The following is a 24,603-nucleotide window of genomic DNA, read 5'->3' as shown; positions in this document are numbered from 1 at the left end:
CCTCGGCTCTGCGGTTAGCGTCCCGCCAAAGCATCCAGACAGGAGACCGAGACATGAGCCAGTTCGAGAAAAAACTTGCCGAAATGGGCGTCACCCTACCCGAGGCTCCGGCCCCTGCGGCCAATTACGTGCCCTATGTGCAGGCCGGTGACATGCTCTTTGTCTCGGGCCAGATCGCCAAGGAGGGCGACACGCTCTTAACCGGCAAACTGGGCGCTGATCTGGATGTGGCCGATGGGGCCAAGGCCGCCCGCGCCTGTGCGATTGCCCTTTTGGCGCAGGTGAAGGCCGCTTGTGGTGGTGATCTTGACCGGCTGGTTCGGGTGGTGAAACTGACCGGGTTCGTCAACTCCACCGCAGATTTCACTCAGCAACCCGCCGTGATCAATGGCGCGTCGGATTTTATCGGCGAGGCCTTGGGCGACGCCGGCAAACACGCCCGCGCCGCGGTATCCGCCCCCTCTCTGCCCTTTGGCGTGGCGGTGGAAATCGACGGGGTATTCCAAATCAAATGAGCGCGCTGCCCGACGGTTTCCGCCGTATCCCCCTTGCCCATCGGGGCCTGCATGACCTGACCGCAGGCCGCCCCGAGAATTCGCGCGCGGGCATCGCGGCGGCGATTGCTGCGGGCTACGGGATCGAGATTGACCTGCAACTGAGCCGTGACAATCAGGCGATGGTGTTTCACGACTACGATCTTGGTCGTCTCACGGCGGAAAAAGGCCCCGTGCGACAACGCGATGCGGCGCACCTCGCGCAAATCCCGCTCTTGGGCGGGGATGAGGGGATACCCGACCTACCACAGATCCTCAGCCTTGTGGCGGGCCGCGTGCCGCTCTTGATCGAACTCAAGGATCAGCAGGGGCAGATGGGCGCAAGCTGTGGCACGCTCGAGGCCGCCACCGCCGCAGCCCTTGCAGGATATGCAGGCCCCGTGGCGGTCATGTCCTTCAACCCGGACATGGTGGCGCAGATGGCCAAGCTCGCCCCGGAGACCCCGCGCGGCATCGTCACCTGCGCCTATTCGGCCGAGGATTGGCCGCTCTTGCGCGCTGAAACCCGCGCGCGCCTGCGCGACATTCCCGATTATGACGCGACAGGGGCGAGCTTTGTCAGCCATGACATCGACGATCTGAACGCCCCGCGCCTCGACACCCTGCGCGCCTTGGGGGCCGCAATCCTCTGCTGGACCGTGCGCAGCCCAGAGTCCGAGGCCGGGGCCCGCAAACGCGCCGACAATATCACCTTCGAGGGCTATTTACCCGATCACCCGGCTTGATCCGCGCGCCGCGTGACCCAAGTAAACCGCCGGGGCAAAAGGGGCCGTCAGCGCCAATGACGCAAGGTCAAATCACAATCACCCTGCATGACCGCCTGTCCGACATTGGGCAGGCCGATTGGGATGCCTGCGCCTGCCCCGAGGCCACCACGGGCCGCCCCGAAGATCCCTTCACCACCTACCGTTTTCTCGAGGCGCTGGAGGACAGCCGTTCGGTCGGCGCGGGCAGCGGCTGGCAAGCTCATTACCTGAGCGCCGAACAGGAGGGCCAGATCATCGCCGTGGCCCCGCTCTACCTCAAATCCCATTCTCAGGGCGAATACATCTTTGATCACAACTGGGCACATGCCTATGAGCGGGCGGGCGGGCGCTATTATCCGAAATTCCAGATTGCCGTTCCCTTTACCCCGGCCACGGGGCGTCGCCTGCTGACCCGTCCGGGGTTCGAGGCGGTGGGCCGGGCGGCGCTGGTCGAGGGCGCGCGCGATGTCGCGCAGCGCAATGGGCTCTCGTCGCTGCATATCACCTTCTGCACCGGGGAAGAGGCAGAGGCGGGGGCCACCCTTGGCCTCATGCCCCGGCGCACCCAGCAGTATCACTGGGTCAATCGCGGCTATGCCGATTTCGATGGCTTTCTGGCCGACCTGTCGTCACGCAAACGCAAGGCGATCCGCAAGGAACGCGCCCGCGCAGCGGATTTCGGCGGCGAGATCGTCACCCTCACCGGGGATCAGATACAGCCTGAACACTGGGATGCGGTCTGGACCTTTTATCAGGACACCGGCGCGCGCAAATGGGGCACACCCTATCTGACCCGCGCGTTTTTCAACCGCGCGCATGACACCCTGCGCGATGACATCCTGCTCATCCTCGCGCTGCGGGGGGGGCGGCCCGTGGCGGGGGCCATGAACCTGATCGGCGCATCGGCGCTTTATGGCCGGTATTGGGGCTGTATCGAGGATCACCCCTACCTCCATTTCGAACTCTGCTATTACAGGGCGATCGAGTTTGCGATTGAAGCGGGGCTGCAAAGGGTAGAGGCTGGCGCGCAGGGCGAACACAAGCTGGCGCGTGGCTATCTGCCGGTGCCGACCCATTCGCTACATTGGCTGCGCGATCCAGGCTTTGCCGAGGCGGTGGCGCAGTATCTCAAGGCCGAACGCGCCGCCGTTGACGAGGATATCGAAATTCTCACCAGCTATGGGCCGTTTCGCAAGACATCAGAAGAGGAACACGAATGAGCGAGAAACTCAGCGACACCGCCCGCAAAACCACACTGGCCCCGCTGCTGGAGAACGGCTGGACCATGGTCGAGGGGCGCGACGCCATCACCAAGACCTATAAATTCGCCGATTTTCCCGAGGCCATGGGGTTCATGACCCGCGCCGCAATCTGGGCAGAAAAATGGAACCATCACCCGGAATGGTTCAACGTCTATTCCAAGGTCGAAGTCACGCTGACCACGCATGACGTCGACGGCCTGAGCAGTCTTGACGTGAAACTCGCGCGCAAGTTCGACGGGTTGGCGGGCTGATCGCGGATACGAAAACGCCCCGGCGATTGGGCCGGGGCGTTTCATCTTGAGTATATGCACCGCGTCAGTGCTTGCGCAGCTTGCGGATCGCCTCCAGTTCCGACGCGCTGATGCCGGTGTTGCGGGCGATACTGTCGGGCTTTTGTCCAAAGCGGGCCATGTCGATCGCCTGTTCGATCATCCGATCACTGACCAGCCAATCGAAGTCGCGGCGCATTTCATCCATGCGGTCAGCGATGCTCATCAGCGAGGCCTCGTCGCTCAGGCCCAACTTGTGCCCCAGACGGCGCGCGATCTGATCAATCTCCGCATCACTCAGCCGCAACATCTGACCGCTCAGATGCGCCAAGGTCTTTGCAATACGAACAGAGACCGCCACCAGCAGCGGCAGCGTGATCATGCAAAGCACCGCAAGCGCGTAGAGGGTAATTTCAAAGTAGGTCATGCTCTGCCTCGTCTCAGCGCGTCATCGCGCTGTAGTCTTGAAAAATGCTATCTGCGATGCGCTTGGCATCCACAGGATAGTTGCCGTTCGCGACAGCCTCCTTGATCCGCGAGACGCGCTCTGCGTCAAAGGGCGGGCCCTGTTCGACCATCTTGTCGATCACCCCGACCGAAGCCGAGGAGCTGAGTTTCACGGAATCCACCGCGCTGACCGGCTTGTGAGCCTTGGCACCAGCGGCACCGCCCGGCGCGCCTTCGGTCGACACCGGCATGAGCCGCGGTCGCGCGGCGTGGGAAGAATTGACTGAATCGACCATCTGATCTCTCCGGTGAGGCGTCATTGGGACGCTGTTCTTGGAGTGAAAAACGGCAGGTGTTCACCGAATGTTAGGACGCACCATCACTTTGTTGCGGCCCGTCACCGTGACGTGCACCACTTCGCCGCTTCCCGCGTTGGTTACGCGGATATCCTGCCCCAATTGACCGGGTTCAAGCGCGACGCCCGCCGCCTCGATCCGGATTCCGCCCAAAATAGTAACAATCGTTACCGGCCCGCCGTCCGTGACTTGCCAGTCATGGTCGAGGTGCCGCGCCAAGAGCGGCTGACCGGCCCCAAGGTTGCTCTTGAGACGGCGACCAATGGCGGTCTCCAGGGAAACGATCAGATCGCCACTTGTCCGCGTGCCAATCGGTGCTTCGCGCAGATGTGCGGCCTCAAGAATGGTGCCACGCGGCAGGCTCTCGGCCAGCACCAGTGCCGGGCGTTGCGGCTGATCCCCGGGCGCGCCCGGCAGGCGCGGCGCGGCGGTGCCGCCTTCGATGCGGATCACCCGGCTCCAGCCGCCCGGCCCGGCGCAGCTCACTTGTACTGCCTGCCAACCGCCCTGATGCGGGGTGACGTCGAGAAGTTCCGCGCAGGGCGGATAGGGGCGGTTGGCCGCAACGACAGGTGCGCCGCCCTGCCCGGCGTCGGCCAGCACCTGCACGATCCGCGCCTGTACCGCCTGTCCATCGAGCGCCGCCGCGTGATGCGGCACGAGGCAAGCCAAAAGCACGGCAATACCGCCCCGGATCACAGCCCTGCCTCGACGAAATAGACACGCAACCCATTGAAACTGGCCGGGGTGCGCGTGGGATCAAGCGGGCGGAGCGTGGTATGGCGATTGTCGAGCGTGATCACTTCCAAAAGGCCAAAGCCGTCATTGGGATCATCGACAAAGGCAAGGCTTGCCCGCGTCAACCCATGCCGCCGCCCCAAGGGCACGCTTAGACCGTCTGAAGCGAGGACCAGACGCGCCTCGGCAGGCTGACAGGCCAGCCCATCCAGCATGGCGCGTACCTCCTGCAAAAGGCCCGCAGTCAAGTCGGCCTCGGCGCGGCTGCGGCTCTGGCCTGCGACGTATCCGACAACCCCTCCACGCGGCACCACGGCCTCGCGCTGAAAGCGACGGGAAAGGGTACTGCCATCCTGACCAGTCAAGGACAGGTCGAGCGCCAGACGCAGCACCTTGCCTTGCCGGTCCACAGTGATGCGCTGGCTCATGCGGTGATCGCCCGGCGCGGGCAGCGACTGCCCGCGGGTCAGCGCGGTGTAATCCAGCGCTGCCGCAACAGGCGCGTTGGCCACCGGCGCAATGCGTTCAAGATCGGTGTCGGGATGGGTGCGCAGCACCTCCATCAAATCACGCGCCAACCCCTGTGCCAAGGGTACGGCCCAAGCCGAGGCCTCGGGTGCCACGCGGATTTGCGGCGGCGTGGCACTGACCGTCATGCGCCGGCGCGACGCACAGGCCCCCACCGGCATCGGGCCAACTTCGGCAGCCACCCGCACTAGCCATTGCCCGTCCTGCAACTGGGCGGACAGGATACGGTGGGTCAGAATACGCCCCGTGGGACGCAGGATGGTCAGATCGGCGGTGATACGCCCCTTGTCCATCACGGTATGCCCACGCAGGGTCGCTCCACCCGACAATGCCGCAGATACCAGCGCCTCGCCGATCGCACGGCGGCGCGCGGCGTCCTGATCGGCCGGAGAGGCGACATAGGCCCGCCCCTCGGCCTCAACCCAGAGCGTTGCCTCCTTGGCCCCGGCCGCGGCACAAATAAGGCCGCTCAAGAGGACCATAAACCAGAATTGCGGTCTGAACACATGCCCCCACATGGCCTAGCCCCGCTGACGCACGGCGCGCAGGATGTAGCGGACCGTATCGGGATCGAGCGCCAACACGACCTCAAAGGAATCGTTGCCCATGGGCGTGATCCGCAGTGTGCGCGCGCCCCGGATTTCACCCGCCACGACCGCGCGCACCGCGTCACTGCGCAGCACCTGATCGTGCAGCGTGCTTTCGGAATTGATGCGTATGCCGTGGATTTGCTCGGTCAGATCACGAATCGCCTCGAGCCGCGCGGCACGGATCGCCATCAGGCGACGCTCATTCAGCGAACTCCCCGGCTGGGTCGAGACCTGCGACAGGCCAAGCCCCGTGAACTGTACGATCTCGGGGGCACTTGCTGCTTCGGGCACCGGAAGACCCGACAGATCATCCCGGAGCTGGGCCACGGCCTCGGTTCGGGGGCTGGCGTCAGGCGGCAGGGCATCCACCGCCCGACCGGACGACATGCACGCGCCTAGCGGCATCAATGCCAAGGGCAGAAGCAGGGGACGAAGTAATCTGGATAACATGGGAACCTCTTTTGACGGGGCCGGACAGGCGCGGTTTTCAGCGCCAGACCTGCAAGGCCCGTGCCAGCCCCGACCCAGTTCAGGCCCTCTCCCTTCCTCCGTGCCAAGCCCGCAAAATTGGCACGCGACTTGCACCCATTCCCCCGATGCGACGCAACACAAGGGATACCCGATGGCCGCGCTGAGCCGTGCCTCTTACCGCCCGCAACTCGGGGCTGGCCTGCTGCCTGTGGGCATCCTCGCCGTTGTGGCGATGATGGTGCTGCCGCTGCCCTTGGCGCTGCTCGACATCTTCTTTGTGTTCAACATCCTCTTGTCGCTTCTGGTGCTGATGGTCGCGCTCTACAGCTATCGGCCGCTTGATTTCTCGTCCTTTCCGTCGGTCCTGCTGATTGCCACCGTGTTCCGCCTCGCGCTCAACGTGGCCTCGACCCGGATCGTGCTGACCTCGGGACACGAGGGCAGCGGTGCCGCTGGCAAGGTGATCGAAGCCTTTGGCAATTTCGTGATCGCGGGCAATTTCGCTGTGGGTCTGGTGGTCTTTGTCATCCTCGTGATCATCAACCTCATGGTCATCACCAAGGGTGCCGGTCGTGTGTCCGAGGTTTCGGCCCGCTTTACGCTCGATGCCATGCCGGGCAAGCAGATGGCGATTGACGCCGATCTCAACGCAGGGATCCTCACCCCCGAACAGGCCCGCGCCCGCCGCGCCGAAGTGGGCGAAGAGGCGGATTTCTACGGTGCCATGGATGGTGCGTCGAAATTCGTCAAGGGCGACGCCATAGCCGGCATCCTGATTTTGGCCGCCAATATTCTGGGCGGCATCGTCATTGGCACCTCGCAACATGCGCTCTCTCTTGGACAGGCGGCGGAAACCTATGTGCTACTGTCCATCGGCGATGGCCTAGTGGCGCAGATCCCCTCGCTCCTGCTCTCGATCGCCACGGCGGTGATCGTGACGCGCGTGGCCTCGACCAAGGACATGACAGGCCATATCGGAAGCCAGATCGGCATGCACCGGGCATGGCTGCCGGTGGCGGCGGTCATGGCCATCATGGGCCTCATTCCAGGCATGCCCAACCTGCTCTTTATCGTGGCGGCACTGGCTGCAGGCGGTGTGGCATGGGCCACCCGCAAACAACTTGCCCCCGGCGAAACCGCCGACGCCCCGGCCCCCGGTCAAGCGCCGCGTCGGGCCGCCCTGCCCGCCCCCACCGGCGCAGGTACCAGCCAGCCGGGCGCACGCGCCGACTCCAGCGGTGCCATCACCGCCGAGGACGTCACGGATTATGCACCTATCACCATCCAGATCGGCTTTGGCCTCATTCCTCTGATCGAAGAGAGCGCGGGCGGCGCGCTTGTCTCGCGTATCACCGGCATCCGGCGCGAGGTTTCGACCGCGATGGGCTTTGTCATTCCGGGCGTGCGCATCCGCGACGATATGGGCCTCCCCGCCAACAGCTACCGCATCCGCATCCGTCAGGCCATCGTGGCCGAGGACGCGGCCTATCCTGACCGCAAACTGGCGTTGCCAGGCGGCGGCACCACCCGCAAACTGCGCGGCATCGAGGTCAAGGACCCGTCCTTTGGCATGGATGCCGTGTGGATTCAGCCACATCAACAGACCGAGGCCGAAGCCGATGACTACGTCGTGGTCGAACCCGCCTCTGTGGTCGCCACCCATCTCAGTCAGATGCTCTATGCCCATGCCGCCGACCTCTTGGGCGCGGATGACGTGCAGGGGCTCTTGGACAATCTCGAACGATCCGCCCCGACGCTGGTGGAATCCGTGGTGCCGAAACTGGTGCCGCTGCATGTGCTGACTGCCGTTTTGCGCGCGCTCTTGCGTGAGCGCATGCCGATTGCCGACCTGCCCCGCATTCTAGAGGATCTCCCCGGGATGTCCGCGCGCCTCAGTGAACCGCAAGACATGGCCGAGGCGCTGCGCCCGGCACTCGCCCCGCAACTCCTGCAACAGATTGCACCGCTCAAGGAAAGCCTGCATCTGATCACGCTCGCCCCCGATCTCGAAGACCTGCTGACCCGCTCGCAGCACGACACCGCTGGACTGATCGTCGAGCAGGGGCTGACGCGCCAGATTCTTGGCCAATTGAACGAGGCACAGGAATCACTGGCCGGTCAGGGCCGTCAGGCGGTCGTGGTGGTGTCTGCCGCGCTACGGCGTGCCTTTGCTGCCTTCCTGCGCACCCATGGCGTCGATGCCATCGTGATGGCGGTCTCCGAACTGCCCGACAACCGCCGCGTCGAAATCGCGGCCTCTATCGGCGGTGCCAGATCCACCCCGCCCAAACCGTCCAACTGAGGATGTGACCGATGAGCACGATGACCTTTCGCGCCCTCGACAGCGTAACCGCGCTGGAACAGGTGCAACGCCGCCTCGGGCCGGACGCCCTGATCTTGTCCAATGATCTGATCGACGGGCAGGTGGTGATCGTCGCCAGCGATGATGCCCCAGAAAGCATCGCGCATCCCGCGCCGCGTCTGCGGGCGGTGCCCTCGTCTCAGCGCGTTGACGTGGTGGTGAATGATCCGATTGACCCGATCATGCCGCCTGCCCCCGTGTTGACGGCGCCTGCGTCGCGCTTGCCCAGCTTTCTGAATGCCCAGGCCCCAAAACCCTTTGATCGAATACTTGGCGAGGTCAAGGCAACCGCCCCGACCACAGCCCCTGTCCCCGAGACGACCGAAGGCCAAGCTCCGGACATCCAGACGCCCCAGCCAGAGCCTGAAACACCGGCACCGAGCCTGCCTGATCCTCTGATCCTGCGCGACCGTCTCCTCTCGACGCCACGGATCGTCCTTGTCGGGCCGGTCGGTGCGGGCAAATCGCAGATCGCCCTGCAACTGGCCCTGATGCGCCTCACCCGCACACCGGGCGTCACTGTAGAATTCTGCTTTTGTGGCACCGGATCGCACGGTGACGGCGCCGTCTTGGCACAGAAATCGCATCTGCTGGGTATGACAACCCTGTTTGACACACCCGACACCCTCGCCGCGCCCCAGACAGGCACGGTCCAGATCGTCGTGATTTCGGGGCGGGGCAACGACGGCGCGACATTGGCCGAGGCCGCACTGAGCCTGCCAGAGGCCCGCGCCGCGCTGGTCGTGCCCGGTGGTCTGCGCCCCGAGCGCATCGCCGCTCTTCAGCACCGTTGGGCAGGACGGACCATATCCGCGATCCTGTCGGGCTGCGAGGACATGCCGGACGCGACCACAGATGTGGCGGCCTTGCGGTCTGTGGGCCTCGTGCCGCTCTGGTGTGCGTCCAACGACCGGCTGGTCGACGGGTTGCGCGTCATCGAGGACGACACCGCGACCGAAGCCGCGACCGTCGATGACCAAACCGACACGTCACAGCCCACGCTCTTTCGCCACCACGGCCCCGATGCGGAGTCCCGGTCATGATCGCCCCCCAAGCCTATGCCGAACAACAGCCCAACCCGGCCCGTCTGGTCGAACAGCACATGCCACTGGTGCAACGGCTCGCCTGGCACTTTCATGGTCGCGTTGGCCGTTTTATCGAGATCGACGATTTGTTGCAGGCGGGCTACCTCGGGCTGATCGACGCCTCACAGCGCTATTCGGTCTGTGACGGGGTCAGCTTTGCAGCTTATGCAGCCATCCGCATTCGCGGTTCGATCATCGACCATCTGCGGCGTAATTCGAACCTCTGCCGCAACTCTATCACCATGCGCCAGAAAATCGAGGCCACCCGCCGCAAGCTGTCGCAACAGCTGGGGCGCGAACCCGAGGTGCCGGAGCTGGCCAAATCGCTCGACCTCACGACCGAAGAATTCCAAGATTGGGAAAATCGCTTTCAGACCAATCAGCTTCAGTCGCTCGACGAGGTTTATACCGACCACTCGCTCCTTTTCAGCGACCATGGCACTACCCCCGAGGATGAGGTTGAACATATCCAGCTCAAGGCGCTGCTGCAAAGCGCGCTGGAAGACCTGCCCGAACGCTCGGCGCTGGTGCTGCAACTCTACTATGTCGAAGAGCTCAACGTCTATGAAATCGCCGCCATCCTCGATGTCACGACCGGGCGTGTGTCACAGATCAAGAAGGCGGCCATCGGACAATTGCGCGACTTGATGCAGGCAAGGCTGCATCACGACGCGGCGGAGTGATCCGCCAAGGCACGCGCGCGTCAGCTTGCCATGGCGATTTCTGTCTCGGGCGCGGCCTCGGGCCAGAGCGCAAGCGCCCGCCGGGTTTGCCAGACGCCCAAGGTTTCGGCCAGCGGCGGATAGGTCTGTCCGGCATAACCAGCCGCAGCCAAGGCGGCATAAATCTCGGCTCGTCGCTCCGGGGATAACCGCGCGATGATCTCTGGACAGGGATAGAGGCTCTCGATTGCCGTGCCATTGGCGAGGATCAGCGCGTGCCGATCCAGCAACAGGTGATGGTAGGCAATCCGCCCAGCCAGATGCGCAACGCGCACCCCCGGCATACCCACAAAACCCAATGCCGGACCAAGACAAAGCGCCCCATCGGTATCCGGCTCCGGGACCGGCAAGGGCAGATGATGCAACGGCGACAACTTGAGCGGGCGCATGGGATGCCCCGCACCCAGCGCACCCACTTCAAAGCGGACGGGGGCCACGGAATTGGAGGTGAGCGGATCAAGATCGACCTCACTCACGCCCGCCCAGATCACCACCCGCTCTGCGCCAGAGGCATCCAGCACCCGATCGCCCACGTCCAGTGTCTGCACCTTTCGCGCGCCCGTCGGGGTCAGGATTTCGGTGCCCGCAGCCAGACCCAGTGGGCCGCCTGCATCGCAGCGATAGCCAATGGGGGCCAGATCGACGATCAGCGCCACCATGTTCGGCGCATAGGGCGCTCCTTGGGGGTAAACAAAATAGGTTTCGCCGGTATCTTCCTGCCGCAACAGGAGCAGATCATGGGCCTCGCCCTCAGGCTCGATGACATCGAGCAGGGGCATGCCCGGCTGGATATGCCCGGATCCGAGCACGATGCATGGTGCGTCGCGCAGCGTCACACGCGTTCCCACCTCGAGCAGGAAGCCATCCACCGATAGCGTACCTTCGCGCAACTCTCCGAGATCATCGCGCAGAACCGCCTCACGCACGTAGGTAGGGCACGTCGCAAAAGACGCGCCGCCATAGACCTGATAGACCACATGCCACTCAGCCATGCCGCTTGCCTTTCTGTGGTGCCGTCCCGCATCCCGGTGCGCAGTTTTGCGGATCACCGATCCGCATTCCACCCATCCACGAGGTTGGTCAGGTAATCGCCGGTCGAATTGAGCTGCGTCACGATCATTTCCATCTGTGTGAACTGGCTCAGATAGCGCGTGCGCACCTCTTCGGATCGCCCGTCCAGCGCCTCGAGCGCGGTGGTCTCGGTGGCGATCGAGGCCCCCAGTGCATCCTCACGCTGCGCCAGCGCATTGCCGTCGGCCAAGACACCTGACAAAAAGGATTGCAGGCTGCTGACCATGCTGGGTTGAAAATTGATCTCTGCCTGCTCAGTTTCGGCCGCGACGGTCAGCGTCAGACCACGCATCGGCCCCGAGGGCACGCGGTAGGTCCAATCGCCATTCTCCTGCGCCGAACCGATCAATCCAACACCGCCGAGCGTGGCCTCACCTGTCGCGGCATCGCGCGTCAGCGCAAAGTGCCCCGCCGTGGCAGCGGTGCCCGGAGTTCCAGCGATCTGCACATCCTTGCCCACCAGATCGTCACGGATCAGCGGATCGAGCAGCCCAGGATTGGCGCTCAGGGCTGCGGAAAAGCGATCCGCGTCAAGGGCGAGGCTCCCGTCGCGTTCGGTGCGAATTCCGATGTCCGACAGATGCACGCCCTGCACGCCAAACCCGCGCGAGAGCACGGATTGCATGCCACGCAACACACCATCGGCCAGACTGTCACCTGCCAGGTCACCTGCCACGCCACCTTCGCCGAAACCGCGCGATGTCAGACTTTTCACAAGGGTCTGCGTGGCATTGATGATGTCCACGAAGCTCTGCATGACCTCCAGCGCGCCCTCGACATTGGCCCGGCCGGAGAGGGTGGCATCGGTCAGGGTCTGCGCTGTGATGTTGACGGTCACGCCGGGCAAGAGATCGTCGATCTGGTTGCTGGACCGGGTGACGGCAATGCCGTTCAGGCTGAGTTTGGCGTCCTGCGCGCCCTGCACCTGCACGGTGCCGGGATCAGCACTGATGTCGAACTGCGCCATGCGCGGATCGGCATCAGCCGCCACGCTGAGTCGCAGCGCATTCTGCGATCCGGTCTCTGATATGACACCCAGCGAATAGGTGCCATCGCCCAAGTCGATCACACGCGCCGACAGCCCCTCGATGCTGCTGAGTGCCTCGGCCATGTCGGCAAGGCTGCTACCGGGTTGAAAGGTGATGGTCTGCGCCGTGCGCGCCCCGGCGCTGAACACCGGCGGAACATCTTCGGACCAAGCGCCAAAGTCCACCGTCAGCGCACCCGCGCCAATCTCGGCATCCGCTTCGGCAAAGCCGACGAAGCTCAGCACTTGTGCCTGCGCCAACTCGGAGACACCAATGCGCGCCGTTGTCAGATCGACCGCGCCAGGATCACTGACCGTCACGGAAACGGCGCTGTTATCGCTGCTCAAGCTACGCGAGGAGAGGCCGCGCATCAGTTCGAGCGCATCGCCCATCTGCTCGGCTTGTCCACGCAATCGATCATAACCCGACAGGCGCAATTCGGCCCGGTCAATCCGCTCAGCGATCAACGCCCGCCGGGGCGTGATCTCGGCCTGTGTCAGTGAGTCGGCCAGTTCCGCGATATTGATCCCTGTGCCGCCGCGATTGAGCGCGACCAGAATCTCGTTTTCCATGATAAGCCCTCTTTGCCCCTGACAACGGCACGCGGCACAGGGCTGTTAGCCCCCGCCCGTCAATAGGTGATCTCGATCTCGATCCGGCGGTTCTGTGCCCGCCCCGATGCGGTGTCATTCTCGGCGACCGGCATGGACTCGCCCCGGCTGGTCGCGGTCAGGCGCTCAGGCTCGATCAACCCTGACCCGGACAACTCACGCACCACCGAAGAGGCCCGCGCAGCGGCAAGGCCCCAATTGTCACGATAGGGCGATGCCGCACCCAGCGGCACCGAGTCCGTATGCCCGGTCACGACAATTTCGCTGGCCTCGCCCATCGCGGCAAAGGCCAGTCGCGCCATCACGTCCCGCGCCTCGCCGGTCAGGTCCGCCCCGCCCGAGGGAAACGCCCCACCTTCGCCCACGGTGATCACAACTTTGTCCTCGCGCTGCTCGACCGATACCAACCCTTCGCCGATTTCCTGTTGCAAGGCGACGCGCAATTGAGCGTCGGCGATCGCCGCGTTGCGCGCGGATTGTCCGGCCTGCGTTTCAGCCTCGGCCTTGGCCTGCATAACCTCGGCCATCTCCTGAATATTATCAGCGAGCCCCTGCATCATCACGTCGGACGTGGATTGCCCGGTCGCTTCTGCGGCCTGCTGCAGGGCATCAGCCGCCTCGGTCAACTGTGCCGGCAGGCGCTGGGCATCGGGCGCATCAAAGCTCATCACCACCTCGCCATCTCGGGTTTCGACCTTAAGCTGCCCAGTTTGCAACGCCTCCTGCAGGGCCTGAGCCAATTCGCGCGCTTCGGATTGGCCGGGCGCATCGGCCCCCTCGCCTTCGGCGGCACCTTTGCCATCCTCCTCGGTCACGGGGCGCTGAATTTCGGGCTGCTCGGTCTCGGTCGTGTCCTGTGTCATCTGCTCGGTGACGGACATCTCGGGTGAGGGGCTAAAGGAAAGATCAAGAATAGTGGTGCCCTTGGGTTGCTCCATCACCGGCACCTGCCGTTGCACACCAAAGGCCATGCTGAGCGATCCCGCCACCATCTTGAACTTGGGTTGGTTGAATTCGGCAAAGGACAGGATCAGCACGAAAAACGCCATCAACAGCGTGGCGATATCGGCAAAGGTCGCCATCCACGCCGGTGCGCCCTTGGGTGGGCATTTCGGGCACTCGTCCTCGGGGGCCTCAATGGGCACAGGCAGGGGAATGGGTTTGCGCGCCATGAGTCAGAGCACCTTGCTTAGGCTGCGAGCAGCTTGGTCTGCAGCTTGGGCGGCAGGACAGCGACCATCTGCTCTTGCACGTTGCGCCCGGATTCACCCTTGGCGATATTGCGCAACCCCGCCAGAACCATATCCCGATACGCGGCCTCGCTGGCAGTATACCCCTCTAGCTTGGACAGGACCGGGCCAAAAATTACGTTCGCGACAAAGGCCCCATAAAGCGTGGTCAACAGCGCCACCGCCATCGCGGGGCCGATTGCCTTGGGGTCGGCCATGTTGCCCAGCATCTGCACCAGACCGATCAGCGTGCCGATCATGCCCATAGCGGGGGCGATGTCGATCCAGCCACGCAACGCCTCGTGAACCTCGCCGTGGCGTACTTTCATAGCCTTGATCTCATCAGAGAGTTGCTTGACCAGCTTGGATTCGTCCGCGCCGTCCACCAGCATCTGCAATCCCTTGGAAAAGAACTTGTCCGGCACTTCCTGATTCTCCAGCGCCATCAACCCGCTTTTACGGGCGATGTCCGACAACTCGACCATCTTGGTGATCAGGCCTTCAGGACTTGGGGCCTTGGGCATGAACGCCTTGCCCATGGCCCCAAAACTACGCAGGAAAACCGGCATGGTGCATTTGTACATGACGGCAAAGAACGTCCCGCCGAACACGATCAGGATCGAAGCCACGTCAATGAACGGCCCCAGACCGCCCGCTGCCAGCATCGATCCGATCACCATTCCCACTGCACCGATCAAGCCGATGAGCGAAGCAATATCCATTGACGGGACTCCCTGAAAAGCGTGGCAACTGGCACTCTGCCAAGTCTCGAGAGAGAAGGGGCAAGAACCATACCAAGCCGACAAGGGCTGAACGCAAAAGTATTAATGCTTTTGTTTACAGGTACTTGCAACGATTTTGAGAAATCTCACTAAACATTTTCTGCCGCCGCCGTTGCTCTTGTCAAGCGCTGGACAGCGTATCCAACCCAAGCGCTGCCCACCGTAGAAAGTCAACCCAGGAGACTGAAAATGACCACGATCAATACCAATATGAGCGCGATCACGGCACAGGCCAACATGACACGCGTCAACGACGACATGAACGCGGCCATGAGCCGCCTGTCCTCGGGTCTGCGCATCAACGCCGCCAAGGACGACGCCGCCGGCATGGCCATCGCGGAAAAGATGACCTCGCAGATCACCGGCCTCAACCAGGCCGTCCGCAACGCCACCGACGGCAAGAACCTGTTGGATACGACCGAAGGCGCGCATGTCGAGGTTTCCAACATGCTCCAGCGTCTGCGCGAACTGGCCGTCCAGTCGTCGAACGACACCAACACCGCCTCTGACCGTTCGAACCTCGGGGCCGAAGCCAAGCAGCTCGTGACCGAGATCAACCGCGTCGCCAAGGACACCACCTTTAACGGTATGAACATCCTTGACGGGTCTTTCGCCGGCAAGCAGTTCCAAATCGGCGCTGACTCGGGCCAGGTGCTCAACATCAGCGTGGACAGCGCCGCTGCCACCGACATTGGCGCGCATACCGTCACCTCGAACGTGTCGCTGGCCGCAGGTGCAGGCACCGCCGACACCGGCATTGCTGCCGCCACGACCATTAACATCACCGGTTTTGCCGGTAGCGCAGAGCTGACCACAACCGCTGGCCAATCGGCCGAGGAAATGGCCTCCGCAATCAATGACGTCAGCGCCTCGACCGGCGTGACCGCTTCGGCCACAACCAACCTCGAGCTGTCGGGCTTCTCGGCCGCTGACACCGTCACCTTTGACGTCAACGGCGTAAACATCGGCACGGTGGCTATCTCTGACACATCCGATCTGCGCGGCATTGCCACCGCGATCAACAACCAGTCTGGCCGGACCGGCGTGACCGCGACCATGGGCGATGACAATTCCAGCATCAAACTGACCGATGCCACCGGCGCCGACATCCTGATCACGGATTTCACAACCGGCACCGGCGCCTCGACAATGGATGTGACGGCGCAGAATGCGGACGGCACGGCCTCTGGCGCCACCGCGGGCACCCATACCGCAACGCTGGATGACACCGACAACGACGTCGCAGTCAGCGGCCAGGTGGAACTGAGCTCGACCAAGCAATTCTCTGTCGGGACCGATGTCGTCACCGCTGGGACCGTGTTCTTCGAGGCCGCAGCCAATACCTCGGAACTGAGTTCGGTTGCTGAAATCGACCTGACGACCCTCGAAGGGGCCGCCGACGCGCTCAAGGTGATCGACGTCGCCCTGCAAAAGGTCAGCCAGGCACGTTCCGACCTCGGTGCCGTGTCCAACCGTCTCGACAGCACGATCTCGAACCTGACCAACATCACGGTCAACGTTCAGGCCGCCCGTTCGGGAGTTATGGATGCCGACTTTGCCAAGGAATCATCCGAGATGGCACGCTCGCAGATTCTGTCTCAGGCCAGCACTGCAATGCTCGCTCAGGCCAACCAGTCGGCTCAGGGGATGCTCTCGCTGCTCCGGTAAACGTCGAAATCTCGACAGTATCGAAAGAACCCCAGCGGTATCGTTGGGGTTTTTTCAATTTAATCAAAGCGACTTAGTGGATTTTCTTGTTACCGGATCGACAAGGCCCTTAACGTCGAATTCCGAGTCTTCAGTCTAACGGCAGGCCAGCTAGGTATTTAAGCACGAGATTGGAGAAAAAACGATGAACCTGCAAATTTCTCAGCGCGCTGCCCAAACACAGGGCCTTGTGATGACCGGCCACATGCAACAGGCGATTGCCTTGTTGCAACTGTCCAACACCGACCTGCAACGCTATATTGAGCAGGAAGCCGAAGAGAACCCGTTTATCGAAGTGGCCCGCTCTGACCGTGCCCTGCCCAGCCTGCCGCATGTCGGCGGGAGGGGAACGGATGCCGACGACGCCACAGGCCGGATCGCCGATCACCCGCTCTCGCTCTATGCCCATGTCGCGGCTCAGTTCGATCTGATGTTTCATTCCCCTCAGGACCGTCTCATCGCCGACCGCTTCCTCGAAGCGCTCGATGAAAACGGCTGGTTGGGCGAACCTCTGGAAGAAATCGCCTTTGCCTGCGGTCTCGACATGACCGAGGCAGAGCACATGCTGCATGCGGTGCAAGCCGTCGAGCCTGCGGGTCTCTTTGCACGCACCCTCGCGGAGTGTTTGGCCCTTCAAGCCGAGGATCAGGGGTTGATGACGCCTCTTTTCCGCGCGGTTCTCAACAATCTGCCGCGTCTTGCGGCGGCCGATCTTACCGGGTTGGCCCGCGTTTGCGCCTGTAGCATGGACGATCTGCGCGCCACGCTGAAACAACTGCGCAGCCTCAATCCCAAGCCCGGCGCCGATTTCCACATCGCCAATCTGTCCGAACGTGAGCCCGATCTGATCGTCAGCCGTGGGGCAACGGGTTGGAAGGTGGAACTCAACCGCTCGACCCTGCCTGCCGTGCTGGTAGACGAGGAGAGCGCCGCCGTAGCAACACAGGACAAGCGCGCCCGAGAGTATGTCGGTGAGCGACTTGGCGTCGCCCGTTGGCTGCGCCGCGCGGTCGAGCATCGCAATCAGACCGCCCTTGCCGTGGGTGCCGAAATCGCGCGCCGTCAGGCGGCATTTCTCGAGCATGGCCCAGCCAAGATCGCGCCCATGACGCTGGCCGATGTGGCGCAGGCAATCGGCGTGCACGAAAGCACTGTAAGCCGCGTGACCACCGGCATCCTGATGGTTACACCGCAAGGCACCATGGGCCTCAAGCGGTTCTTTAGCACCGCGCTTGCCGGGGATGCGGATGGCGAAGGCGGGGCCTCTGCCGCAGCCGTCCGTTACCGCATTCAAAAGATGGTCGCCGGGGAAGATCCCGCCAATCCTCTCAGCGATGATGCCATCGCCCAAATGATCAGCGCCGATGGCCCTGTCCTGGCCCGCCGCACGGTCGCGAAATACCGCGACATGCTGCATATCCCCTCGTCCTTTCAGCGCAAGCGTCAGGGCAAACTGAACGGCATGTAAAGCGCGGTCGAGGCGTTAGCGCGCCACGACCCGCTCGGGCAGCGACCGCATCGGCGCGTGAACGAACCGCATATCCGGTGCCAGCGTGGTCATCTGTCGGTGCAAGTCCCTCTCTGACTTCGCGGCAACCACCCGCCAAAGGCGAAAGCCGCGCGCCGTACGATCCGCGCGCACCAGCATCGGCGCAGCGCGCCAGAAATAAACGCAGATAAGCACCTGAAGCGCGGCACCCGCAATCCACCCTAACGGTATTGAGACCAGCATCAACGCCGCCCATAGGATCAGCGGCGTCCAAAGCCGCATCTGGATCATGAAAAGCGGCGGTAAAAGCGCTATTGTCGATGGCGTCCGCGGTTGTGCATCATAGCTCTCATCCGGGCCGATCATAACCTCAAAATTCTGCCAGCGGTCCGCTGGGCGATGCTCGGGCAGAGCGGCGATGCCCTCAGGCTTTGGCGTTACGCGCCACCGCCCAAGAATGGCGCTGCGCCCCAGTATCGGCCACACCTGCCCGTCACGGCAGATCCAAATCAGGCGCGCACGCTCAGGCTGATCCTTGAACAGGGCCTGGATATCCTTGGTCTTGCCGTCAACCAACTGCCCGTCCACACGGAGCAGGATGTCGCCAGACCGCAGGCCCAGCGATTTGCCCTGTGGATTGACCGAGGTCAGCGCGAGCGCGGTGGCGCGCGTCGATGGATCAGCGGGGCTCATGCGCCCACCCTCCTAGGGGAAACCAAAAGGATTGGGCTCGGCGCGGGCCTGCGGCTTCTTTCGCGCCGGTGCCTTGGCAACCGGCTTGGGTGCGGACGCAGCAGTTTGTGGTGCGGCCTTGGCAAGCACCTCGGCCCGCTCTGCCAACATCTTTGTCATCGCGAGTTGCAAGTCCGACAGCCCCTTGGCAAAGGCATCGCGCGTCTCGGCATGGCTGGCCTCGACCCGGTCCACCAAACCGCGCAGCATTTGCGGTGCGGCGGGGTCCTCGGCGCCGGACATGGCCTCGGCCAGCCGCGCGGTCTCGGCAGTCATCGCCGCTTCTAGCCGCTCGATCCCGGCAGCTTGCGCCGTTTCGAGCGCCGCGACCCGTTCGGACATATCGCCCAACGCCTCTAACTGCGCCTGCAAATCGCCCACGGATTTGGAAAATACAGTCAGCGCCTCGATCTGCGTGGCTGTTGCGGTGCGCATATCCGACAGGGTGCGCAGGTAAACCAACCCGGCCAATGCCACACAAAGAACCGCTGCAGCGACGACACCAAGCAAAAGCGGTTTCATGCCCTTGGCGAATTTATCAAGCCGTGCGGCGGCGGCCAATGTCTCTGTCGATACGCGCGCCACGTCCTCGGCGCTGTCATTGGCGGCGGTTGCTGCCTCGAGCGCAAGTTGAATACTGTTTTCCAGCTCGGTCGGGGGGGTGCTCATACGGGAATCCTTTGGGTTTTGCGGATTGCCGGAAGGTCCGGCCTTGGCCCTAGCCTGCAGGGTTCATGCCAAGTGGACAGCTAACATTCCAGCCGGCTCTGTCGTTGACAAACGCAGACCCGGACCCAGGATAGAGACCGCATATGCACAGCCAGACATTCATGACCGACACCGTTATCGCCCACGCAGAGGGCCGCCCCCGCTGCGCGAGCCATGGGCATGTCTGTAGCGCCAGTGCCCCCTTTGCGTTGCTTTCGCTGGGCGCGCGCAGCTATGAAATCGCCGAGGCCACCGGTGAGGGCGAGCGCCTTGCGTTTCGGGCGCAGGGCCAGCAGGAATGGTGCGCACTTGACCGCCGCATCGCCGATGGCTGGATTGAGGTGGGGTCAGATATTCTTTTGCTTGATCCCGATGTCCTCTTTGATTTTCTGATGACCCATGCGGTGCGGACACAGACTTCGCAGCAACCGCCCTATGACATGGCCTTTGATACGCTCGGCGTCAAATGGTCGGCCCGGCTGTTGCAAGACCGCGATGGCGAAGTGTGTTTCAGTGATGGCACATGGCAGCATGCGCGGCTTGGCCTCAAGGCACCGCAGGACGGGCGCGAACGCGCGATCATGGTCCTGATCGCCGCCCTGCCCGATGCCCGCCAGCGATTCGAACCGCATATCACCAACTGGGCGCGCCGTATCGCCCAGGGTGTGCGCGTCATGCCGATCATGTGACGTTACGTCGACCGCTCAAGTCTTAGGCACGGAAGTAAATACAGGAATAAAACTCACGTTCATGTGAGCCCTCCCCTGAACAGTGTGTGCGTTGATTTCGCTACACTTTTGTCAGGCGTTAGTATCTTTAGATATATCGATACCTTTAGATAGCGTCCCCTAATCCGAAAACTCTGTTAGAACGCAGAAGGCGACCCAGCCCTGTTCCTGTATCCAAATGAGACATACAATGAATCGTAGATTTTTTCTGACCCTCGCTGCTCTTGGCCTCTCCCTTGCCCAGACCATCGCAAGCCCAGCTTTCGCCGATGAGGTCATCCTGACCGTAAACGATTTGCGCAGCGGTGCGACCACGACATTCACCGAGGCGGATCTTCTCGCCCTGCCGCAACAGAGCTTTGAGACAACGACCATCTGGACCGACACGACGCCCAAGACCTTTTCTGGCCCCTCTCTGAAAACCGTGCTCGAGGCCGCGGGCAGCACGCCGGGTTCCATGCGGGTCTATGCCATCAACGACTACAATGTGACCTTCCCAGAGGCGCGCATGGAAGAGAACGTGCCGATCCTCGCCATCCGGATTGACGATGCGGCTTTTTCGGTGCGCGAAAAGGGACCGCTCTGGATGGTGTTTCCGTATGACTCGGACACCCGCTATCAGAGCGAAGAGTATTTCACCCTCAGTGTCTGGCAGTTGAACAAGATCGACATTCTCGCGGAATGACCCGTGCTTCCCCCCCCCTCCAAAGGCGCTGGTCCGGACAAGGTCTTTAATACGACCAAGCGCCTTTCGGCGCAAATTCTGCTGTTCCTTATGCTTGTGGCAAGCATCGCGCTGCTAGTCAGCGCGATGGCCTTTCAGCAGCGCCTCGAAGACATCCGATCGGCCAACACCGACAATGGCGGCTGGGTCGTGGCACAACTCGAGGTGGACCATCTCGGGTTGATGCAGACACTCGACACAGCGGTTCTTGTAACACGACCCGACATCACGGCACCGCTCACAGCGGACACGCTGGCCATGGTCAAGCGCGAGTTTGATATTTTTTACAGCCGCGTGGACATCTTTAGCTCGACCCTGCAACGCATGGAGGTATCCGAGGAGCTGCTGAATAGGGTTGAGCGGCTCAAGGTCGCGCGAGAACGGCTGGCCAATCGGATCGACGCCATCAAAGGCGATGACCCGGCGGCACTCGAGGCTTTTCGCAGCGCCGTCGAAGCGACCTATCCGATGGTCCGCGATATCACCGTGGCCGGGCTTCAGGAAATCACCGTCGAAACCTCACGCGCGCGCGCTGAAGAACAGCGCCTCTTCGTGCGCTTTTTCATTCAGTCGCTGTTGCTCTTTTGTCTGATGGCCATCGGCGCGGTTCTGGCAGTGCGCCTGTGGCGCGAGTTGGAGCGCCGGACAGCCGAAACAGGGCGAATCGCGGCCATGCTCTCGACCGCGTTCAATTCGACCATGAACGCAGTGATCGTGACTGATCCGCAGTCGCGTATCCTCTACAGCAACGCCCGCGCGCAACGCCTGCTGGGCTATACCGCCGATGACCTGCAGACCATGCGCGCCGAGGATATTTTGATCTTCGATCCCTCCGTGCCGCGCGATGCGGTCGAGGGTCTGGCACCCCGGGAAAAGGCCCCGTTTGTCGCCGCTTGCCGCAGCGCCGTTGGGCGCGAGATCCCGGTAGATTTCGCGATGGTCGAGGATCACGACATTTCCGGCAATCCCATTGTCATTCTTTTCATCCGCGACATCTCGGTGCAGGTCGAGGCCGAAACCAACCTGCGCGCGGCGCTTGTTCAGGCCGAACAGGCCGCCCGCGCCAAAAGCATGTTTCTGGCGACCATGAGTCATGAGATGCGCACGCCGCTGCATGGGTTGATGGCCTCGTTGTCGTTGATTAACGAATCCGACATGTATCCCGAAAATCGCGCCTTGCTCAAAACTGCGCGCGATTGCAGCGCCCGCGCATTGGTCCAGGTGGATGATGTGCTGGAACTAACCCGGCTGGGCGAGAGCACAGAAACGCCCGTGCCATTCAGCCCCGCGCGCATCGCCGCCGACATCGTGGACGAATTGCAACCCCTTGCCAAGAAAGCCAAGAACCGGATCGAGTTGATCACCCAAGGCGATTTTGACAGTCACCGGCTTGAAGGACTGCCCAACGCCTTTTCACGGGCGCTCTACAATCTTGCAGGCAACGCTGCAAAATTCACCAAGAACGGCGTCATTTCCATCCGACTCAGCCTCGGCGGCCACGCACCCGACAATCTTGATCTGACCGTCGAGGTCGAGGATACCGGCGTCGGCATCGCCCTGGAAGATCAGAAGCGCATTTTCGAGAGTTTCGAGACTGTCGGCCGTAGCGAGGTGAATTCCGCAATGGGCACCGGCCTCGGCCTGCCCATCGCCAAGCTTGCCATCGAGCGGCAGGGCGGCGAATTGGGGCTCTTTAGCACGCCGGGCGTCGGCAGCCGCTTTTTCTTCACGATCCCGCTGCGGCTGTCGCAGGCCGATCAGAAAGAGACTGCGCCTGTGGTTTCAGCTCTCTCACGCGAAACATCCGTAGTTTCCAAGCGCATCCTCGTGGTCGATGACAACGATATCAACCTGACCTTGATGACCGAAATGGTCCGGCGCATGGGCCACAAGCCCGAGACCGCCACGAACGGTCAAGAAGCGCTGGACAAGGCCGGGACCGAAGCCTTTGACGTGATCTTGATGGATTTTTCGATGCCGGTGATGGACGGGCCGACCGCGGCCAAGATGATCCGCGCCTCCGGTGGGCCATCGGCACGGGCGGTGATCATCGGCGTGACCGCCCTTATTGGCGCGCATACCGGAGACGAACAAGCGGTGGCGATGGACAATATCCTGACCAAACCCGTGGGCCAAGAACACCTCGCCCGTGCCATCCGTGACACGCGGCGCGATGAGACCGCAGAGATCACGCTCGAGGATCAGGACGAGAACGACGACGAGGATCTTCTAACCGAGAGTCGCGATGCCGCGACCATGCTGCATGATCTGGGCGAGATGGTGGGCCACGACACCGCATTGCGGCTGGTCAGCACCACGCTCAGCGATGCCGAGGCCGCCTTTGCGGCCATGACCGATCCGATGCTCTCGCTCGACGACAAGGTGTTGATCATCCACAAGGCGGTGGGATCGACTGGCTTTATCGGGCTGGAGGAACTGACAGAAACCTTATCAGAAGCGGAAACCCTGGCACGGGCGGGCACAGACCCCGGCACGAGCGATCTTGTCCCTGCCGCGCGGGCACTATTACAAGAGGCACGCAACGATTTTGCGCCGCTTCTGTCTGCACAAAACAGCAACGACACGTCCTCAGAGGCCGTCTGATTCCAGCCCCAACTTCTGCATGCGGCTGATGAGTGTGGTCCGCTTGAGCCGCAGCATCTCTGCGGCGCGAGTGACACGCCCCTCGCTCAGTTCCAGCGCGGATTGAATCACCTTGACCTCGACCCGTTGCAACATGGTGCGCAGGTCGAGGGTTCCGCTTCCGGCCAGCATAGCCTTGAGATCGGTCACGCCCTCCGGCACCGCATCAACCACCGGCTCGGCGACCGCAGGGGCACCTCCAACAAAGCTCAGGCGCGGTGCCAAGGCGATCCGCGCCTCGTCTTCGGCAATGGTGCGATTGCGGAACAGGATCTGCGCCCGATCATGGAAATTGCGCAATTCGCGCACGTTGCCCGGCCACTCCTGCGCCATCAGCAACGCCAGCGCACAGGGGGTTAGCTGCAGCGTGCTGCCGCCCCGGCTGCCCTGCTCCATTGACCGCAGGATCTGCGGAATATCCTCGGCATGTTCGCAAAGGGCAGGCACACAGAGGCTGAACACCTCGATCCGGAACAACAGGTCCTCGCGGAACCGCTTTTGGGCCACTTCCTGCTGCAAATCGCGATGCGTAGCACTCAGCAGACGGAAATTGACCGGGATCGGCGCGCCGCCCCCGACCCGTTGAATGGTCTGGGTTTCCAACGCGCGCAGCAACTTGACCTGCACATGCAATGGCGTCTCGCCTATCTCGTCAAGAAAGAGCGTGCCGCCCTCGGCCTGTTCGATCAGTCCAATGCGCTGCGCCGTGGCACCGGTGAAAGAGCCCTTTTCATGGCCAAAAAGCTCGGATTCCAGCAGGTCGGCGGGAATGGCCCCGCAATTGACCGGGATCATCGGCCCCGTGCGCCCGGACATGAGGTGCATCGCATTGGCAACCACTTCCTTGCCCGCGCCGGTTGGTCCGTTGATCAGGACCGGCACATCGCTCGGCGCGATGATGCTGATCGCCTGTTTCAACCGCCGCATCACCGGCGTATCTCCGACCAGCACTGCATCCAGACGCAGGTCGATGGGAAACTGTTCCGTGATAGAAGAGGTGGGCCAATAACTCGTCATGCGC

Annotated in this window: 24 protein-coding genes; 12 read left to right on the top strand and 12 right to left on the bottom strand. The window is 62.7% G+C overall.

Going from position 1 to position 24,603, the window contains the following annotated elements; genetic code table 11:
- Window positions 1-53: 53 nt before the first annotated feature.
- The 4 genes from AACZ65_RS04025 to AACZ65_RS04010 are packed head-to-tail and all read left to right on the top strand — an operon-like array spanning window position 54 to window position 2,813.
- Window positions 54-515, top strand: coding sequence for a RidA family protein (locus AACZ65_RS04025; protein ID WP_037273858.1), 462 nt, complete (start codon window positions 54-56; stop codon window positions 513-515).
- Window positions 512-1,279 carry a glycerophosphodiester phosphodiesterase family protein gene (locus AACZ65_RS04020; RefSeq protein ID WP_339668241.1) on the top strand — a complete coding sequence of 256 codons (768 nt, stop codon included), beginning with the start codon at window positions 512-514 and terminating at the stop codon, window positions 1,277-1,279. The genes AACZ65_RS04025 and AACZ65_RS04020 overlap by 4 nt, the downstream gene beginning before the upstream one ends.
- Window positions 1,280-1,335: 56 nt before the next feature.
- The gene (locus AACZ65_RS04015; protein WP_339668239.1) at window positions 1,336-2,520 is read left to right on the top strand and encodes a GNAT family N-acetyltransferase; all 1,185 of its coding nucleotides are present in this window, start codon (window positions 1,336-1,338) and stop codon (window positions 2,518-2,520) included.
- Complete coding sequence (locus tag AACZ65_RS04010; RefSeq protein ID WP_297540031.1) at window positions 2,517-2,813, top strand: 4a-hydroxytetrahydrobiopterin dehydratase; 297 nt, start codon at window positions 2,517-2,519, stop codon at window positions 2,811-2,813. Before AACZ65_RS04015 ends, AACZ65_RS04010 begins: the two co-directional genes overlap by 4 nt.
- A gap of 64 nt (window positions 2,814-2,877) precedes the next feature.
- Here AACZ65_RS04010 and AACZ65_RS04005 read toward each other — a convergent pair whose 3' ends face one another.
- From AACZ65_RS04005 to AACZ65_RS03985, 5 genes are read right to left on the bottom strand one after another with little or no spacing between them, the layout of a single operon-like run.
- A complete protein-coding gene (locus AACZ65_RS04005) occupies window positions 2,878-3,258 on the bottom strand; it encodes a hypothetical protein (protein WP_037273849.1) in 381 nt (126 codons plus the stop codon).
- Between the two features lie 13 nt (window positions 3,259-3,271).
- Window positions 3,272-3,574: a flagellar biosynthesis anti-sigma factor FlgM gene (flgM, locus tag AACZ65_RS04000; protein ID WP_037273846.1), complete on the bottom strand. Its 303-nt coding sequence runs from the start codon at window positions 3,572-3,574 to the stop codon at window positions 3,272-3,274.
- Between the two features lie 60 nt (window positions 3,575-3,634).
- Window positions 3,635-4,333: a flagellar basal body P-ring formation chaperone FlgA gene (flgA, locus tag AACZ65_RS03995; RefSeq protein ID WP_339668237.1), complete on the bottom strand. Its 699-nt coding sequence runs from the start codon at window positions 4,331-4,333 to the stop codon at window positions 3,635-3,637.
- A complete protein-coding gene (locus AACZ65_RS03990; protein ID WP_339668236.1) occupies window positions 4,330-5,373 on the bottom strand; it encodes a flagellar assembly protein T N-terminal domain-containing protein in 1,044 nt (347 codons plus the stop codon). Before AACZ65_RS03990 ends, flgA begins: the two co-directional genes overlap by 4 nt.
- Window positions 5,374-5,421: 48 nt before the next feature.
- Window positions 5,422-5,895 carry a hypothetical protein gene (locus tag AACZ65_RS03985; RefSeq protein ID WP_339668235.1) on the bottom strand — a complete coding sequence of 158 codons (474 nt, stop codon included), beginning with the start codon at window positions 5,893-5,895 and terminating at the stop codon, window positions 5,422-5,424.
- Window positions 5,896-6,112: 217 nt separating this feature from the next.
- On the opposite strand from AACZ65_RS03985, the gene flhA reads away from it, so the two are divergent.
- The 3 genes from flhA to AACZ65_RS03970 are packed head-to-tail and all read left to right on the top strand — an operon-like array spanning window position 6,113 to window position 10,091.
- Window positions 6,113-8,263 carry a flagellar biosynthesis protein FlhA gene (gene flhA, locus AACZ65_RS03980; RefSeq protein ID WP_339668234.1) on the top strand — a complete coding sequence of 717 codons (2,151 nt, stop codon included), beginning with the start codon at window positions 6,113-6,115 and terminating at the stop codon, window positions 8,261-8,263.
- 11 nt (window positions 8,264-8,274) lie between these two features.
- The gene (locus AACZ65_RS03975; RefSeq protein WP_339668232.1) at window positions 8,275-9,366 is read left to right on the top strand and encodes a hypothetical protein; all 1,092 of its coding nucleotides are present in this window, start codon (window positions 8,275-8,277) and stop codon (window positions 9,364-9,366) included.
- Window positions 9,363-10,091, top strand: coding sequence for a FliA/WhiG family RNA polymerase sigma factor (locus AACZ65_RS03970; protein WP_037273833.1), 729 nt, complete (start codon window positions 9,363-9,365; stop codon window positions 10,089-10,091). The genes AACZ65_RS03975 and AACZ65_RS03970 overlap by 4 nt, the downstream gene beginning before the upstream one ends.
- 20 nt (window positions 10,092-10,111) lie before the next feature.
- On the opposite strand, the gene AACZ65_RS03965 is transcribed toward AACZ65_RS03970, so the two are convergent.
- Genes AACZ65_RS03965 through AACZ65_RS03950 form a run of 4 tightly spaced genes read right to left on the bottom strand, consistent with a single transcriptional unit; the run spans window position 10,112 to window position 14,791 of the window.
- Window positions 10,112-11,122 carry a Hint domain-containing protein gene (locus tag AACZ65_RS03965; protein WP_339668230.1) on the bottom strand — a complete coding sequence of 337 codons (1,011 nt, stop codon included), beginning with the start codon at window positions 11,120-11,122 and terminating at the stop codon, window positions 10,112-10,114.
- Window positions 11,123-11,175: 53 nt separating this feature from the next.
- Window positions 11,176-12,801 carry a flagellar filament capping protein FliD gene (gene fliD / locus AACZ65_RS03960; RefSeq protein ID WP_339668228.1) on the bottom strand — a complete coding sequence of 542 codons (1,626 nt, stop codon included), beginning with the start codon at window positions 12,799-12,801 and terminating at the stop codon, window positions 11,176-11,178.
- A gap of 59 nt (window positions 12,802-12,860) precedes the next feature.
- The gene (locus AACZ65_RS03955) at window positions 12,861-14,012 is read right to left on the bottom strand and encodes a flagellar motor protein MotB (protein WP_339668226.1); all 1,152 of its coding nucleotides are present in this window, start codon (window positions 14,010-14,012) and stop codon (window positions 12,861-12,863) included.
- A 17-nt stretch (window positions 14,013-14,029) separates the two neighbouring features.
- Window positions 14,030-14,791: a MotA/TolQ/ExbB proton channel family protein gene (locus AACZ65_RS03950; RefSeq protein WP_037273825.1), complete on the bottom strand. Its 762-nt coding sequence runs from the start codon at window positions 14,789-14,791 to the stop codon at window positions 14,030-14,032.
- Window positions 14,792-15,040: 249 nt separating this feature from the next.
- Here AACZ65_RS03950 and AACZ65_RS03945 point away from each other — a divergent pair, with 249 nt between their 5' ends.
- Window positions 15,041-16,519 (top strand): flagellin, encoded by a 1,479-nt coding sequence (locus AACZ65_RS03945; RefSeq protein WP_037273823.1) that lies wholly within the window; start codon window positions 15,041-15,043, stop codon window positions 16,517-16,519.
- Window positions 16,520-16,703: 184 nt separating this feature from the next.
- The gene (rpoN, locus tag AACZ65_RS03940) at window positions 16,704-18,026 is read left to right on the top strand and encodes an RNA polymerase factor sigma-54 (RefSeq protein ID WP_037273820.1); all 1,323 of its coding nucleotides are present in this window, start codon (window positions 16,704-16,706) and stop codon (window positions 18,024-18,026) included.
- Between the two features lie 15 nt (window positions 18,027-18,041).
- Here rpoN and AACZ65_RS03935 read toward each other — a convergent pair whose 3' ends face one another.
- Both AACZ65_RS03935 and AACZ65_RS03930 read right to left on the bottom strand, forming a co-directional pair.
- A complete protein-coding gene (locus tag AACZ65_RS03935) occupies window positions 18,042-18,740 on the bottom strand; it encodes a hypothetical protein (RefSeq protein ID WP_339668221.1) in 699 nt (232 codons plus the stop codon).
- 12 nt (window positions 18,741-18,752) lie between these two features.
- Complete coding sequence (locus AACZ65_RS03930; protein WP_037273814.1) at window positions 18,753-19,448, bottom strand: hypothetical protein; 696 nt, start codon at window positions 19,446-19,448, stop codon at window positions 18,753-18,755.
- 161 nt (window positions 19,449-19,609) lie between these two features.
- On the opposite strand from AACZ65_RS03930, the gene AACZ65_RS03925 reads away from it, so the two are divergent.
- The 3 genes from AACZ65_RS03925 to AACZ65_RS03915 all read left to right on the top strand — a co-directional run bounded on the left by AACZ65_RS03925 (window position 19,610) and on the right by AACZ65_RS03915 (window position 23,543).
- Window positions 19,610-20,176: a hypothetical protein gene (locus tag AACZ65_RS03925; protein ID WP_037273812.1), complete on the top strand. Its 567-nt coding sequence runs from the start codon at window positions 19,610-19,612 to the stop codon at window positions 20,174-20,176.
- 229 nt (window positions 20,177-20,405) lie between these two features.
- Window positions 20,406-20,900: an oxidoreductase gene (locus tag AACZ65_RS03920; protein ID WP_339668218.1), complete on the top strand. Its 495-nt coding sequence runs from the start codon at window positions 20,406-20,408 to the stop codon at window positions 20,898-20,900.
- A 3-nt stretch (window positions 20,901-20,903) separates the two neighbouring features.
- Window positions 20,904-23,543 (top strand): ATP-binding protein, encoded by a 2,640-nt coding sequence (locus AACZ65_RS03915; RefSeq protein WP_339668216.1) that lies wholly within the window; start codon window positions 20,904-20,906, stop codon window positions 23,541-23,543.
- On the opposite strand, the gene AACZ65_RS03910 is transcribed toward AACZ65_RS03915, so the two are convergent.
- Complete coding sequence (locus AACZ65_RS03910) at window positions 23,529-24,599, bottom strand: sigma-54 dependent transcriptional regulator (RefSeq protein WP_339668215.1); 1,071 nt, start codon at window positions 24,597-24,599, stop codon at window positions 23,529-23,531. The two genes, AACZ65_RS03915 and AACZ65_RS03910, sit on opposite strands and share 15 nt — an antisense overlap.
- Window positions 24,600-24,603: the final 4 nt, after the last annotated feature.

Origin of the sequence: uncultured Roseovarius sp. (assembly GCF_963972555.1) — a bacterium.
In the GTDB taxonomy this organism is placed as follows: domain Bacteria; phylum Pseudomonadota; class Alphaproteobacteria; order Rhodobacterales; family Rhodobacteraceae; genus Roseovarius; species Roseovarius mucosus.
Note: the sequence above shows the minus strand (reverse complement) of the source record. Positions and strands in the feature narration are given on the sequence as shown.

What these genes read in the sequence shown, in the direction of transcription:
- AACZ65_RS04025 (WP_037273858.1), top strand. Translation starts at nt 54, where the DNA reads ATGAGCCAGTTCGAGAAAAAACTTGCCGAAATGGGCGTCACCCTACCC.
- rpoN (WP_037273820.1), top strand. Translation starts at nt 16,704, where the DNA reads ATGAACCTGCAAATTTCTCAGCGCGCTGCCCAAACACAGGGCCTTGTG.
- fliD (WP_339668228.1), bottom strand. Translation starts at nt 12,801, where the DNA reads ATGGAAAACGAGATTCTGGTCGCGCTCAATCGCGGCGGCACAGGGATC.
- flgM (WP_037273846.1), bottom strand. Translation starts at nt 3,574, where the DNA reads ATGGTCGATTCAGTCAATTCTTCCCACGCCGCGCGACCGCGGCTCATG.
- AACZ65_RS03965 (WP_339668230.1), bottom strand. Translation starts at nt 11,122, where the DNA reads ATGGCTGAGTGGCATGTGGTCTATCAGGTCTATGGCGGCGCGTCTTTT.
- AACZ65_RS03935 (WP_339668221.1), bottom strand. Translation starts at nt 18,740, where the DNA reads ATGAGCCCCGCTGATCCATCGACGCGCGCCACCGCGCTCGCGCTGACC.
- AACZ65_RS04020 (WP_339668241.1), top strand. Translation starts at nt 512, where the DNA reads ATGAGCGCGCTGCCCGACGGTTTCCGCCGTATCCCCCTTGCCCATCGG.
- AACZ65_RS04015 (WP_339668239.1), top strand. Translation starts at nt 1,336, where the DNA reads ATGACGCAAGGTCAAATCACAATCACCCTGCATGACCGCCTGTCCGAC.
- AACZ65_RS03930 (WP_037273814.1), bottom strand. Translation starts at nt 19,448, where the DNA reads ATGAGCACCCCCCCGACCGAGCTGGAAAACAGTATTCAACTTGCGCTC.
- AACZ65_RS03910 (WP_339668215.1), bottom strand. Translation starts at nt 24,599, where the DNA reads ATGACGAGTTATTGGCCCACCTCTTCTATCACGGAACAGTTTCCCATC.
- AACZ65_RS03970 (WP_037273833.1), top strand. Translation starts at nt 9,363, where the DNA reads ATGATCGCCCCCCAAGCCTATGCCGAACAACAGCCCAACCCGGCCCGT.
- AACZ65_RS03975 (WP_339668232.1), top strand. Translation starts at nt 8,275, where the DNA reads ATGAGCACGATGACCTTTCGCGCCCTCGACAGCGTAACCGCGCTGGAA.
- AACZ65_RS03925 (WP_037273812.1), top strand. Translation starts at nt 19,610, where the DNA reads ATGACCGACACCGTTATCGCCCACGCAGAGGGCCGCCCCCGCTGCGCG.
- AACZ65_RS03945 (WP_037273823.1), top strand. Translation starts at nt 15,041, where the DNA reads ATGACCACGATCAATACCAATATGAGCGCGATCACGGCACAGGCCAAC.
- flhA (WP_339668234.1), top strand. Translation starts at nt 6,113, where the DNA reads ATGGCCGCGCTGAGCCGTGCCTCTTACCGCCCGCAACTCGGGGCTGGC.
- AACZ65_RS03955 (WP_339668226.1), bottom strand. Translation starts at nt 14,012, where the DNA reads ATGGCGCGCAAACCCATTCCCCTGCCTGTGCCCATTGAGGCCCCCGAG.
- AACZ65_RS03920 (WP_339668218.1), top strand. Translation starts at nt 20,406, where the DNA reads ATGAATCGTAGATTTTTTCTGACCCTCGCTGCTCTTGGCCTCTCCCTT.
- AACZ65_RS04010 (WP_297540031.1), top strand. Translation starts at nt 2,517, where the DNA reads ATGAGCGAGAAACTCAGCGACACCGCCCGCAAAACCACACTGGCCCCG.
- AACZ65_RS03950 (WP_037273825.1), bottom strand. Translation starts at nt 14,791, where the DNA reads ATGGATATTGCTTCGCTCATCGGCTTGATCGGTGCAGTGGGAATGGTG.
- AACZ65_RS03985 (WP_339668235.1), bottom strand. Translation starts at nt 5,895, where the DNA reads ATGCCGCTAGGCGCGTGCATGTCGTCCGGTCGGGCGGTGGATGCCCTG.
- AACZ65_RS04005 (WP_037273849.1), bottom strand. Translation starts at nt 3,258, where the DNA reads ATGACCTACTTTGAAATTACCCTCTACGCGCTTGCGGTGCTTTGCATG.